Genomic DNA, 12,987 nt, shown 5'->3' on the forward strand with positions numbered 1-12,987 from the left:
CTCGCGCGCAAAGGCGACCCTCCGCCCGGCAACATCGTCATGTGGCGCGGGCTCACACGTCTAACTGACATCGTCCTCGGGATGCAACTCGGGGCGAAAGTTGTGGGTAATTGAAAGGTTTATTGACGGCTTACCGACAATCCGCGTCAACGTTCCCTCCAAGTCCGATGGCGAGGCGTGGAACGCCAAGCTCTCGATCCTGATGCCCTGATATCCGTATGAGCCTACGAGTACTAGCTGCTGCGATCGCGACCTCTGGAGGCGACCTCAAGACTGCGATCTTCTGGTATAGGAACGAGCCGCTCGCGTTGTTCGACTACAAGACGGTCGATACGCTGGTGGCTGAGGGGCGAGCTAACGACGTTATCGATCTCTTGGAGTCGTACCAGGCCGGGTTTTCTGGGTGATCGAACCCTATCGTCTGCCCATGGCAAAAGCGATGCTGATCCATGACGCCTCTGGCCACACCGGTGACTCCAGCGATCTGCTGTTTCTGGATGTAGATGGTGTTCTTCATCCTGTCGACACGGACTACTCGTTCAGCAGCAAGTTCTTCAGCCACTTGCCGCCTCTGGAAGAACTTCTTCGCGAGTTCGAGTTCGTCGATGTCGTCATCTCGTCGGATTCTCACCGATCCCAAACGTGCGTTCGATCAAGACAGCTTCCAGAAACTGCGCTCGCACTTCCTGCGGTTCGCGAATGAACGATGAACCGCCATCAGCAGATGAAATGCAACCGCTCGTCTCGTCGGACCTCCATACGCGATCCGAGCACAACCAGTCGAAGCCCAAGCTCATGTTCTTCGGCGACCCCCTGCAAACTCCATCCTAGAGTGCAGCACCGGTCTTGCCCCCGAATTCGACGCCGTATCGGAGCAACCCGGTTGCGAAAGTCCCTTGCATTTCGGATCGGCAGTGCGACCACGCCCGATCACAGCCCGAACCAGAGAATGAGCCAGATCGCAACACACCCCAAAGCCGCCACAAGAGCGAGCGATTCAGACCGCCTGCGCAGCCGGCAAGAGAATCCGGTCCTGCCTCCAAGGTCAGCGCCGCTCCCAGCGAAGAGCTCGGGCCTGCCACGAAGGCTCATCTCCATCGGCTGCGAGGTCGCGACGGCCTCCACCGCGGAGCAACGCACTGCCGGCGCCGAGGTCGATCGCGCACGTAGAACAGATCGTCGGCGCACACGTGCCGCAGGCGGTCTCGCCAGATCGGGGTCCAGGCGCCGTGCAAATCCCTGCCTCACGAGCAAAGGTCGTCCTTTCGACCTGCCAGCCAGTCGCCTGTTCTTGCTGAGCTCGCAGACCGGATCTCTCCGACATGTCGATAGCCATCTGACATCGACGCGATGCGGATACCAAGTCCCTGCAGAACACACCCGAGCAGGGGATCTGCCCACACCGCGAACTCAACGCGCCGTGCTCGGTCGACAAGGTCATCAGTCCCCGAGTGACCCGGATGACACACCAAGACGTCGCCATCCAGCGCATTGTTCAGCCAAAGTAGGAGCAGTGCGCGGTACTCGCTCGCACTGGCCTGAGTGCCATGAACGCCGAGCCAACGGTGTTTGACCGTGAAGCCAAGCGCCCTTGCTCTGTGGCGAAAGCCTTCCCCTCCCTGTGAGCGGTCGATGAACCATGCCTTTCGGCCGTGGAACCTCACCGCGGCGTCGATGGATGAAGCGGGAGCCGGGGAGGCGCACACGCGAAGCCAGGGCAACGTGCTGCGATAGCGCTGCACGAGCACGTCCAGCAATATGTCCCGGATCACTGGCAACAGATGCACATGCTCGTGCCCATCGACATGCGCAGGGGCGCGAAACATCTCGTCTTCAAATGCCGTAAGCTGGCGCAAGAGCGCTTCGCGGATGCGCCGCTTCGGCAACATGCGCAGATGCGCAGCCGCAATAAGTGCCTGCATCGATCCCAGTGCAGGGGATCCCCGGAACGGCAGAGTCAAATTGAAATGAAGACCCACATCCACCTGATCGGCGTCAAGCTCTCGCGCAGACGACGCGCCACGGGGCCATTCCGGCGCCTGGGTCATCGCACTCAGGGCACTGACGCGCCCCATCTGCACCAGACGCAGCGCCGCCGCGTTGATCCCTTGGTGCAAGCCGAAGTCGTCCACGCAGACCGTGAGCGTTCGTAGCTCCGGACGCGTCGCAGGCACGATGGCATCGTGCCACTCCCTGTCAGCCGCCATCATGGCCGGTAGATCTTCACCCCGCCACCGACATCTTGCTCGACGCGGCAAAGGAATGATGGAGGGCGAGATGTCGCCGCCACGAAATCGGTCTTCATCGGCATGGCTGAGTCGAAGCGGTGTAGCTGCAGGCGGAAATTCCATTTGGGACGCTCACCAGCCCCAGCGGAGCTCGCAAAAATATGAGGCGCGATCTTCGGTCTTCGACGTTGAGAAGAAATGCGACTTCCATCAACGTTCAATCAAGAGTCAGACTATGGCCGCGCTCCACTGCATCGCCGCCGCTGGCCCGCGCGCCTAGGGCAGGTTCGCAATGCCTTGGTGTTCGGGCGGCCAAGCAGAACGGAGACCCAAGCTCGCGGCATCGGCTTGAGCAAAGTGCTTTTCGGATCACTGGCCGGCGTCTCGATCGAATCTGGACTGCGCGCCATCAGATTTCGCACATGTTCCGAAAAGAATCTCTCGTCGAGAGATCACGTAAACCACCGTTTGCCAAGCCACACATCGGCACGCTCTTGTCAAGGTTCGCTGCGCTCTTTTTCGGCGCCCAGCGTCGGAGCCTCCCAAGCTATTGAAATGATGAAGAAGAAGTCAGAAAGGTTGCTGTGCCGAGTCAAGGGATCAGACAGCGCTACGCACTCCGAGAACACACCCCGCGCGCTCGCAGCGGCAGATGCCCAAGCAGTGCGTCTGCGCGGCGCAGCGATCGCCTATCGAACGGCGCTGATGTGGACGCGAGAGGACCTCGCGTCAGAGGAAACTGCAATACCCTAAGTGACTGCCGACATCCGGGAGCCCTCCCCATCGAGATGGCGCTCCCAACAATGACGCGCAGCACTCGCTCCATCTTGAATTACAGCGGATACGTGCATATGCGCGCTCGCGCGTCGGTGCCGCCCCCGCTACGTCACTCGTCATTCCGTCTCGCGGACTACGAATGCCATTGAAGCGGGGTTCCCGCCCGACGGACGATGCACTCAATGGTCAACTAGAAATAGGGGTGCGCCTGATGCTCGCCGAATCGGACCTTGGCTTTCAACACCGCCAGAGACGTGACCGGGGAATTCGCATTCCACCGGCCGGGCGACCACTCGGCGACATCGATCCTTCCGGCAGGCGCAAAGACCTGCGTCAGGATCAGTAGCGCAAGGCATGCAAGGGCCGCAACAGCGGCAGCATGACGTCTCCAGAGGGGCAGGAGACCCCGAACGACGCGTGATGGAATCATTGGGAACATATCGATGGAAAAGCCAGATGCTGCGATGCGTCCCGCCACATCCCGTGTAAGGATTGTCGAGATCTGATGAGCCTCGTGCATTCCCTGCCTTAGCCCTTGTGAATTGCCAAAGCCCTCCGTGGCTGCAACGGAATCGACGGCAAATGCAGCCACTCGCACCAATCTTCATGGAAAGCAGACAAGCACCGAAGAGTTTCTCCATCGAGAAGAACGAGCATCGGAACGGTCGCATTTACCCGGTTGATGCAGCCTCAGTTGCTCGACTTCCAACGCTGTGGTTGAACTGTACGGAGTGCCTTGCGCTCGCATGGCGATCTCGACGAGCCTGCGCAAGTTGGCCGGACGCGAACGGGTACAGACACCGAAGGACGGCGTCCTCTGGGTCGCGCTGTCGGTGCATGAATTTCAAGGAGATTGTGATGAATTTAAGTTGCTTTACGAAGCGGACGGTCACTGCGACCGTGGTGTCCATCGCGCTAGTGTCCGGAACAGCGGCCGCAGCCGGAACGCACTGGTCCTTCGGACTGAGTCTTCCTGGCTTGCTCGAGCCGGCAGCTCCTGTCTACTATGAGCCGCCACCCGCCTATGTTGTTGTCCCGGCCCCGGTTTACGCCGCACCGCCGGTTGTTCTGCGCCCGGCCCCTCCGGGGTTCTATCGTCCTGCACCGCGATATCGACCTCCCGTTACCTCGCTTCGCATCGAGCACGACAGCTACCACCACGACCACGACCACGACGACGACGACTGCGACTGCGACTGCGACTGTTAGCGGTGCGTATTCCAGTGCATCTGAGCACTCAGTCCGGGAACATGGTCACCGTGTCTGATGATTATGAGCATCAGAATTCTGAAATTTCATCTCCGAATGGAAGTTCAAAATTTCTTGGATCCCCCGAGAGGCTCACGTTGCGTGCTCAGGCGGAGCCGGTTCCGCTCGTCTGAGCACTCTTTGAGCCGAGGCAAAGTGGATGGGCTGCGGTTTCAATCTTTCAATCTTCAGGCCCCTGCCAGGCCGCCGGAGGCGCCCCCGGTTGAGCCATGTACTCATGGTTCAACCTTCACAGGCAGCCTCCTTCAGCGCAGACAGCATGGGGAGCTAGACCGTGTCCAACGTGCGCTTGCCATGGTTCTTGTGTGGCCCGCGTGCGTTGTAGAACTCGAACTACGCAGCCAGGTTCTGTCGCGCGGCGCCGATGCTGTCGTAAGTCTTGAGGTACACATACTCGTACTCCACACTGCACCACGGCCGCTCGACAAAGACGGTGTCATGCCGGCAGCCACACGCGTCCATGCTCTGACGAGCGCCAATGCGCGCTACCTCCGCGACAAAATCGGCGCGACTGAACTGGCTGCCCTGATCCGTGTTGACGGTCCGCGACGCTCCTCAGCGCGCCACCGCCTCCTGCACGGTGGCAACGCAGAAGTCCGCCTCCATCGTGATGAACACGCGATGCGCAAGCACCCGCCTAGTCCAGCGCTGGCACCAGGTACGTTCAGATTTGCGAGGCCGGCTCTGACCGACAACTCTGAGCGATACGCATTGGAGTGCCACACCGGTTGCCGGCGAAGCGCGTCACCGATTTTCACTGCCGTGGCCCGACCGCCTTATCGCGTTACGAGATTCAACTCATCGATCTCTTCGATCAGATGGGCTGCGAGCTTTTGCACGGACGCAGGCGTAGGGTGGCGCAGATAGGAAAGCGCCAAGAGCGTTAACGGGTGGACACCCAGAACCGCCGCCAGTTCGTCGACCTTGGCAACGGTCGGCTGCTTCAGTCCTCGCTCCAACGCAGAGATGTAGGTACGGCTCGACACCTGGTCGAACGACTCCTGCGGCAACCCCTTGGCCTTGCGGACCACGCGCAACGCGCGTCCAAAGTCGGATTGAGGGGGGCGATGCGCCGCAGATTTCATCCCCTCTATTGCGTCATTTAGAATCCCATAGGGCTACAACCTATAGGGCTCATTTTTATGTTTCTGACAATGGATTCGCATGAGGTGAGGATCTCTTCCATGCTGGCCGGGCCTGGTGCGAGATGTTGGAGAGCAGTCCAGTTGAACTTGACCATTCCTGCTTTCTTCCCGACCTGGGTGGTGCAAGAAGACGACCTCGAGATCTCGGAGCGTGCGTTGTTGATTTATGAGAGCGATTTCCTCGATCTCTTTGAGAGCGTGGGGCCGCAGTCGCTGCGGCACGTTCAGTATCTGGCGCCGACGGAGAGCGATCCCGATCGCTGGCAAATTCGAGACATTCGGAAGATCTGGTCAGCGACCAGCGCCGATGCCGATCAAGTCGACCTTCTGGTCCTCGAAGATGAGAACGGAGCGCAGTTCACACACTACGGCATGCGCACTTCGTTCAGCATTCGGCATCAGATCTGGCCGGTCAACTGAACATGGAAATCCCGCTCCTGCTGGCCCTTGCCGTTGTCTTGGGTCTCTTCTACTGGGTCTGGATCGCATCTCCTCGCTCGATCCAGGCCGGGCGCGAGCAGCTACTCCGGGCACAAGGGCAAGTATCTGGTGCGACCTTCTTCCCGGTCGATCCACGCCGCATGCTGGGCGATTGGGACGGAACCTGCATCCTGTTCGACCCGGACGCGCGCAAGGCCTGCATCGTCAGTCGCGGAAAGAAAGCCCGGACGGTCGATTTCGAGTACTTCAACACCTGGCAGCTCAAGTGGACTGAATATCCCGGAAACCCGGTGTTTCGCTTTCAGCACGTGCACTTCCTCTTTGAGACCAGTGACTTCGACCGCCCGACGATCCGCGTCGCCGTGCTCTCCAAGTCCGATGGCGAGGCATGGAACGCCAAGCTCTCGATCTTGATGCCCTGATAGCCGTATGAGCCTACGAGTACTAGCTGCTGCGATCGCAACCTCTGGAGGCGACCTCAAGACTGCGATCTTCTGGTACAGGAACGAGCCGCTTGCGTTGTTCGACTACAAGACGGCCGATACGCTGGTGGCTGAGGGGCGAGCTAACGACGTGATCGATCTCTTGGAGTCGTACCAGGCCGGGTTTTCTGGGTGATCGAACTCGATCGTCTACCCATGGCAGAAGCGATACTGATTCATGACGCCTCTGGCCACACCAGTGACTCCAGCGATCTGTTGTTCCTGGATATAGATGGTGTCCTTCATCCTGTCGGTGTGGACTACTCGTTCAGCAGCAAGTTCTTCAGTCATCTGCCGCTTCTGGAAGAGCTCCTTCGCGAGTTCAAGTATGTCGATGTCGTCATCTCGTCGGATTGGCGGCGAGCCGAAAACATCGAGCAACTGCAGCGGCATTTCAGCACTGACATCCGGCACCGGATCGTCGGAGCGACGCCGCAGCTAGAACCCAATGTCACCGTTCACAACCGTCGCCAGCTGGAGATCCAAGCCTGGCTCGACGGGAACGGCCGCAATGACGCAGAGTGGGTCGCGCTTGACGATTGCCCCCCGAGCTTCGAAGCGGGCTTCGAGCGGCTCGTGCTTACCGATCCCACGCGGGCGTTCGACCAGGACAGCTTCCTGGAGCTGCGCTCGCACTTTCTGCGGTTTGCGGCCGACCGATGCATCGTCGCCACTTCGACGCACATGAAATGAAACCTCACGCCCCATCGGGCCTCCACGCGCGATCCGAGTACGAGCAGTCGGCGCCAAAGTTGATGTTCTTCGGCGACCCCCACGGCGACTTCAAACCCGTGATCACCGCGGTCGAGCGCTTTCGGCCTGAGGCGATCGTGCTGTTGGGCGACCTCCAGGCGCACCGGCCTCTACATATCGAACTGCAATCGATCCTGGACCTCACCGAGGTCCACTGGATAGCTGGGAATCATGATTCCGATACGGAGGCCTATCACGATCACGCGTGGCATTCGGAGCTTGCTGATCGGAATCTCCATGGCCGTGTGGTCTCCGTGGCTGGCTACCATGTCGCGGGTTTGGGCGGCATCTTCCGCAGCAAGATCTGGGATCCTCGGAGGCCGATCGAGGAGGCTTCGTTCCAGTCGAGCGAAGCCATGCGCCGAGCCATGAAGCGCGAAGAGCGGTGGCGCGACTCCATCTCCCTCAAGCACCGTTCTTCCATCTTCCCGGCCGACTACAAGCAACTGCTGCGCAGTGGCCCTGCCGACATCCTGGTGACGCACGAAGCGCCTTCGGCTCATCCGCATGGCTGGCGGGTGATCGACGAGCTCGCCGAGAAGTTCGGCGTCCTGTTGGTGATTCATGGCCACCACCACGAAAATAGAGATTACCTCGGCGAGGGCTCGATGCCCTCCGCGGCGCCGTTCCGCGCCTTCGGGGTCGACATGGGCTCGTACCTGACGTGGCCACGGGATCCGCAGGCGGAGACTGGGTTGGAAAGTTCTTCAGAAGGCTTGCTGGCTCTCGCGACCCAGGTGTTCGGCGCAGAGGCTCAAGTTTGGTTGGACAAGCCTCACGAATCGCTCGATGGTCAAACGCCAACGGCATTCGCTGCCGGGGGCGGTTTGGAGAAAGTGCGATGGATCCTCAACGCGATCAAACATGGCGGTGTCGTGTGATCAACGCCGCGGTACCGTTCTGCGCCTTCGGGGTCGATATGGGCTCGCACCTGGCTTGGCCGCTGGATGAGCGTGGGTTGGGAGGCCTGGAGTGATCCTGTTCCTCGACTTCGACGGCGTGCTGCATCCAGAGGGAGAGGATCACACCCTCAACGGCGGCATCGACTTCTGCTTTCTGCCGCGCCTAGAGGCATTGCTGCGCGAGTTCCCGCACGTAAAGATCGTGATCAGTTCATCCTGGCGCGAGCAGCTTCTCTACAAAACCTTGCTGAAGCCGTTCTCCAGCGACATCCGGGCCCGAATTCTTGGAGCCACACCTCATTCGGGCTTTGGGCTTCCCCCTCCGTACAAGAAGAGAGAAGGAGAAATCCTCGCCTGGCTCCAGATCCACGAGGTGGTCGACGAGCCATGGGTCGCGCTCGACGACGCCTATTGGCAGTTTGATCAATGCAAGGACCATCTGGTGGTGTGCGGCTCATTCACCGGCTTCGACGACAAGGCCAGTGCCGAGCTTCGCGCGCGCTTTGAAAGAGCATCCTGATGAAAGTGCTGATTCTTTCCGACCTTCACCTCGAGTTCGCGCCCTTCGAGCCGATGCCTGATCTCGAGTTCGATGCTGTCACGGTCCTTTCTGGTCTTTCAACTGCGGGCGCATGTTCAGCCCGCGTTCATCTTCCGCTGCGGGCCGCTCATAGAATTCCCGATGCGAAGAGCGCGTGTCCATTACCTTGTAGCAACGCACCCGGCGTTCTGGTGCTTGGCTTGGGTATTGTTCGCCGCCTTGCAGCCCTTTCTGGCCGTTCACTTTTGCCAAGATGGTTGGGAAGATGAGCCAGGGTTTCGCATCCGCAACGTGAGCGCCTCGGCCCAGTTCGAGCCTGATGACCGCGCGGATCATCCGAACGAACAGGAAACGACCGTGTTCGTGCCGGCCGCTGCGAGCATCGATCACCCGAACACATTTCAGCACGGCCTTGATGGCCTGATGGCGCTTGTGCTCGCGCTGCTACCGTTGACGGTAGCGCTTTGCCTGTTCGCAGTGCCCCGCGGCAAGGATGTCCGTGTTGAACGCCCACCACCCTCGGGCGCATCTCCGCCAGCGACCATTTGGCTTCGGCAGCCACCGAAGACAGCGCCTCCCCTGACGACCTGAAGCACGACGCCCGAGCGGCGTCGAAGGTCCTGCCGTGCTCAACGCGGTGGGTTTCTTCTTCGTGGTGGAAGGATTTCCCATGTCTCACTATGTCGAGCCGGCGCACCGCCGTGCTGGCGGATCTGGCCGGCACCCGCACTGGCTGTCTTATTGCTTGTCTACTGGCGCAACCGGGGAGCGCGCATGATGGTGCTCCATTCTTTTCTGTACGAATGGATCGGCGCGGGCTACGCGCCCACGCCTTGGATTCTCTTTCTCGCGCGCGTGATCGCCCCCGGTGGAGGTGCATGGATCTGCATCCTTCTGATGGGCTGGGCTTGGTGGCGCCAGCCTTCGCAGCGCAACTACGTTGTGGCCGTGTTGGCTCTTTGCGGCGTCGCGGCCATCCTGTCCCATGCCATTGCAGCCAAGGTGAATCTACCCCGGCCCTTCATGGCGGGACTCAGTCCTGCCTACATCGAGCACGCCAGTCGTGGAGCGTTGCCGAGCACGCATGCCGTCGTCATGTTCACCGCTGGATTGCTGTTTCTGGTGCGTCGCCGGCTTCGCACTGCGGGGATCGCCTTGACGGTGATTGCGGTAGTCACGGGCTGGGCGCGCGTCTACGTCGGTGTCCATTTCCCGCTGGACATTGTGGCGGGCCTGTTGCTCGCGGCCGTGCTCGCGATCACCTTCCTGGCGTTCTGGAGATTCGGGCAACGCCTCGTCGCTAAGGCCAGGGAACAGGGTGGCACAGCCGGCACGTAGCCGTGCATGCGTCTTCAGACCGAGGTCTGCCCGCTTGTTTGCCCGCTTACAGGATTTCCGACGTGCGCCGTGGGGGGACGGCGAGCACGAGTTTGTGCTTCGGTTTCAGCTTGGCGTCGAACTCGTAGACGATCGGTGTGCCGTTGCCGACCTCGACGCTGACGATTTCATCGTCCGACAGGTCTTCGAGAATCTTGATCAGTGCGCGCAGGCTGTTGCCATGGCCAACGACGGCCACCGACCTGTGAGTGCGAAATGCGGGCGAGATCGACTGTTGCCACAGGCTGCGCACACGCGCCACGGTTTGTCGGAGCGACTCGCCGACAGGTATCTGGTCGGATTGCAGGTCGGCGTACCGGCGGTCGATGGTCACGTGCGCCGTGGCAGCAATGTCCATCGGCGGTGGTGCTGCGTCGTACGCCCGACGCCACATCTGCACCGCCGCGTGGCCGTACTCCCTTTCAGCCTCGGACTTCAGGCGGCCGGTGAGCGCGCCGTAATGGCGCTCGTTGAGCTGCCAGTCCAGCACCTGCGGCACCCAGATGCAGTCCATCGCCTCCAGCAGGATCCACTGCGAACGAATGCAGCGACGCAAGACCGAGGAAAAGGCTAAATCGATGTCGACGCCTGCATCACTCAGCGCGCGAGCGGCGCCTTGCATCTGCCCCACGCCTTGCGCCGTCAGGTCGACGTCGGCCCAGCCCGTGAAGCGCTGTTCCCGGTTCCACAAGGACTCCCCGTGGCGGATCAGGATCAGCCGAGACGAACTGGCCGTCACCTGGACGTTGCGCGACGGGCAGCGCTGGCCGCCAGCACCGCCGAGAGGCCCGCCGCGAACAGCACCCCGTCGACGGGACTGGCAAGGGCGAGTCGGCTCTCGCCGAACCAGGCGGCCAGCACCCAGACCAGGATGCCGGCGGCAAGCCATCCATCATCGAAGAAAAGCCCGAACAATTCACTGCCGATCACAGCGAGCACACCAAGCTTGGCATCCGAGCCTGAGGCAGCTTGACCCTGAGCCTTGGGCAATGCCACGGAGGCCTTGTGCAGGCGAATGCAAACCTGCACCAGTGCGAGTGCCACCGCAAGGAAGACGCCGATCAACGCGAGGATTGCCCAGTCAGCACCGGGCCATTCGAGCCCGATGCCTTCGCCAACCCAGAAGGTCCCGAACGCGGCGAGCATCACCCCAACGCCGAACTTCAGCGCGTTCTCCGGCACGCGTGCCAGCGGCCGGTGCAACCACAGGCCGAGCAGCACCACGGCCAGCAGCGCCAGCAAGGCACCGATCGAAGCAGGAAGCATCATCTGCCCGCTGGCGCCGATGGCGATCACGATGAACACCACCTCGATGCCTTCGAGCATGACGATCTTGAAGGCCGTCGCGAAGGCCAGCTTGTCGATGACCTGGCGAGCTACACCACCTTGTCCACCCTGAGCGCGCAGGGCCGCTGTCTCGTCGGCAAAGGCCTTGGCCTCGTCATGCAGCGCCAACACGCCGGCCGAGCGAAGAATCGCCTTGCGCAGCCAGCGCAGGCCGAAAAGCAACAGCAAGGTGCCCACGACGAGCTGCACCGTCGGCAGCGGAATGCGCGTCAACGAAGGACCGAGCACGGCGACCAGGCCCACGAGCACCGCCAGCGCGGCGGCGGTGCCCAGCAAGGCGGAGCGCCAGCCGCGCACCACGCCCACGGCGAGAACGATGGTCAAAGCCTCGACGAATTCCACCGTCGAGGCCATGAAGGAGGCGAGCACCGACGGTGCGGCGGAAGTCCAGACAATCATTGAGTTTTCCCTTTTAGTTTGGGCGAAGACGCGCCATGGCCCACGTGCCGGCCGCCATGAGCACGGCCGCGAGCCCGAGACCGATCACCGGCGACACCGCCGTCCACAGCAGGCCGACCGATGCGCTCGACACGAACTTGGCCGCCCCGTTGACCGTTCCCAGCGCGCCGTAGCTCATGGCCAGGGTGTCGGCGCGCACCATGTCGGCCGTGACGGTCGATTCCAAGGCTTCCTGCACGGCGACATAGAGTCCGGCGACGAAGAAGACGCCGGCCAGCAGCGGGACGCTGGCCGTCTGGAACCAGAAGGCCAACGCGATGAGCGCCGCGGTGAGCGTGCCCAGCGCATACCCGCAGACCAGAACCGGCAGCGAGCCGAAACGGTCCGCCAGCACGCCAATCGGGTAGGACGCCACGACCTGGACCACATTGCGCCCGACGTACAGCAGCCCGGCCACCTGTGCCGCATGGACGACGCCCATCGACGCCGTGAGCAACTGCGTGGCCGCGAGGATCAGCAGGCTGTGCGAGAAATCTCCCAGCCCGAAGACGCCCACGGCGCCGAGATAGCGTTTGAACCGCGCCGGCAGGCCGCGCAGCGCGCTGAAGAACTTGAGCGCCGGGTTCGGCGAGTGCTGCGGATCCCGAACCAACAGCAGAAACGCCAGGACGGCCAGCACGCCGGGAATCACGCTCAGCCAAAGGACCAACCGAAACGGCGCGGCGGCGTCGCCCAGATGCCAGCCCTGCGCCCAACCCAGCAGTGCAACCCCGAGCAGCGGGCCCGCGACCGCGCCGACCGTGTCCATCGCGCGATGAAACCCGAATGCCCGGCCACGCGTTTCTGGGCTGACGGCCTGGATCACGATGGCATCGCGCAAGGGACCACGCAGGCCCTTGCCGAACCACGACACGATCCGGCCCAGCAGCAGCAACGGCCATCCAGTCGCCAGCGCGAGCAGCACCTGTCCGACCGGCGTCAAGGCGTATCCGACCAGCACCAGCGTCTTGCGGTGCCCGAGCTTGTCGGCGATGTAGCCCGACACCATCTTGGTGAAGCTGGCGATGGCGTCGGCGATGCCCTCGATGATGCCCAACACGGCAGCCGGGATGCCCAGCACCGCGAGGAAACCCGGCAGGATCACGGTCGTGGTCTCGTAGCAGAAATCGCCCAGGGCGCTGGTCAGTCCGGCACCGGCGACAGTGCGGTTGAACCAGCGTGCTTTGGGCGCAGGCAGGCGCTCCAGCGGAGCTTCATCAGCGGTGCGATCCGAAGGGGTGGACAGGCGACTCATGGATTCGTCCTCATCGGCGTGCCGCTGCGGCC

General features: G+C 61.8%; 14 protein-coding genes. 7 read left to right on the forward strand and 7 right to left on the reverse strand.

The window, feature by feature from the left end:
- Positions 1-427: 427 nt before the first annotated feature.
- Positions 428-703 carry an HAD domain-containing protein gene (locus ACSFBF_RS34935; RefSeq protein ID WP_435462843.1) on the forward strand — a complete coding sequence of 92 codons (276 nt, stop codon included), beginning with the start codon at positions 428-430 and terminating at the stop codon, positions 701-703.
- A gap of 541 nt (positions 704-1,244) precedes the next feature.
- On the opposite strand, the gene ACSFBF_RS34940 is transcribed toward ACSFBF_RS34935, so the two are convergent.
- From ACSFBF_RS34940 to ACSFBF_RS34950, 3 genes are all read right to left on the reverse strand, one after another.
- Positions 1,245-2,210, reverse strand: coding sequence for a ChbG/HpnK family deacetylase (locus tag ACSFBF_RS34940; RefSeq protein ID WP_435462842.1), 966 nt, complete (start codon positions 2,208-2,210; stop codon positions 1,245-1,247).
- Positions 2,211-3,195: 985 nt separating this feature from the next.
- Positions 3,196-3,597 (reverse strand): hypothetical protein, encoded by a 402-nt coding sequence (locus tag ACSFBF_RS34945; RefSeq protein ID WP_435462841.1) that lies wholly within the window; start codon positions 3,595-3,597, stop codon positions 3,196-3,198.
- Between the two features lie 1,453 nt (positions 3,598-5,050).
- Positions 5,051-5,359 carry a helix-turn-helix domain-containing protein gene (locus ACSFBF_RS34950; RefSeq protein WP_435462840.1) on the reverse strand — a complete coding sequence of 103 codons (309 nt, stop codon included), beginning with the start codon at positions 5,357-5,359 and terminating at the stop codon, positions 5,051-5,053.
- 141 nt (positions 5,360-5,500) lie between these two features.
- Between ACSFBF_RS34950 and ACSFBF_RS34955 the strand changes: the two genes are divergently transcribed.
- The 5 genes from ACSFBF_RS34955 (at position 5,501) to ACSFBF_RS34975 (ending at position 8,517) form a co-directional block, all read left to right on the forward strand.
- On the forward strand, positions 5,501-5,839 hold the full coding sequence (locus ACSFBF_RS34955) for a hypothetical protein (protein ID WP_435462839.1): 339 nt from the start codon (positions 5,501-5,503) through the stop codon (positions 5,837-5,839).
- 2 nt (positions 5,840-5,841) lie between these two features.
- Positions 5,842-6,282, forward strand: a complete 441-nt coding sequence (locus ACSFBF_RS34960; protein WP_435462838.1) for a hypothetical protein — start codon at positions 5,842-5,844, stop codon at positions 6,280-6,282.
- A gap of 192 nt (positions 6,283-6,474) precedes the next feature.
- Positions 6,475-7,035 carry an HAD domain-containing protein gene (locus ACSFBF_RS34965; protein WP_435462837.1) on the forward strand — a complete coding sequence of 187 codons (561 nt, stop codon included), beginning with the start codon at positions 6,475-6,477 and terminating at the stop codon, positions 7,033-7,035.
- Complete coding sequence (locus tag ACSFBF_RS34970) at positions 7,032-7,976, forward strand: metallophosphoesterase (protein WP_435462836.1); 945 nt, start codon at positions 7,032-7,034, stop codon at positions 7,974-7,976. The genes ACSFBF_RS34965 and ACSFBF_RS34970 overlap by 4 nt, the downstream gene beginning before the upstream one ends.
- Positions 7,977-8,067: 91 nt before the next feature.
- A complete protein-coding gene (locus ACSFBF_RS34975; RefSeq protein ID WP_435462835.1) occupies positions 8,068-8,517 on the forward strand; it encodes an HAD domain-containing protein in 450 nt (149 codons plus the stop codon).
- A 78-nt stretch (positions 8,518-8,595) separates the two neighbouring features.
- On the opposite strand, the gene ACSFBF_RS34980 is transcribed toward ACSFBF_RS34975, so the two are convergent.
- A complete protein-coding gene (locus ACSFBF_RS34980; protein WP_435462834.1) occupies positions 8,596-8,928 on the reverse strand; it encodes a hypothetical protein in 333 nt (110 codons plus the stop codon).
- A 384-nt stretch (positions 8,929-9,312) separates the two neighbouring features.
- Between ACSFBF_RS34980 and ACSFBF_RS34985 the strand changes: the two genes are divergently transcribed.
- Entirely contained in the window at positions 9,313-9,876 is a 564-nt protein-coding gene (locus ACSFBF_RS34985; RefSeq protein WP_435462833.1) for a phosphatase PAP2 family protein, read from the forward strand.
- 46 nt (positions 9,877-9,922) lie between these two features.
- Here the strand turns inward: ACSFBF_RS34985 and ACSFBF_RS34990 are convergent, their stop codons facing one another.
- Genes ACSFBF_RS34990 through ACSFBF_RS35000 form a run of 3 tightly spaced genes read right to left on the reverse strand, consistent with a single transcriptional unit; the run spans position 9,923 to position 12,955 of the window.
- A complete protein-coding gene (locus tag ACSFBF_RS34990) occupies positions 9,923-10,654 on the reverse strand; it encodes a 2,3-bisphosphoglycerate-dependent phosphoglycerate mutase (RefSeq protein WP_435462832.1) in 732 nt (243 codons plus the stop codon).
- Positions 10,651-11,661: a COG4280 domain-containing protein gene (locus ACSFBF_RS34995; RefSeq protein WP_435462831.1), complete on the reverse strand. Its 1,011-nt coding sequence runs from the start codon at positions 11,659-11,661 to the stop codon at positions 10,651-10,653. The genes ACSFBF_RS34990 and ACSFBF_RS34995 overlap by 4 nt, the downstream gene beginning before the upstream one ends.
- A 13-nt stretch (positions 11,662-11,674) precedes the next feature.
- Positions 11,675-12,955 (reverse strand): MFS transporter, encoded by a 1,281-nt coding sequence (locus ACSFBF_RS35000; RefSeq protein WP_435462830.1) that lies wholly within the window; start codon positions 12,953-12,955, stop codon positions 11,675-11,677.
- Between the last annotated feature and the right edge of the window lie 32 nt (positions 12,956-12,987).

The sequence above is a fragment of the Variovorax nivicola genome (genome assembly GCF_051216475.1).
Taxonomy (GTDB): Bacteria; Pseudomonadota; Gammaproteobacteria; order Burkholderiales; family Burkholderiaceae_C; genus Variovorax.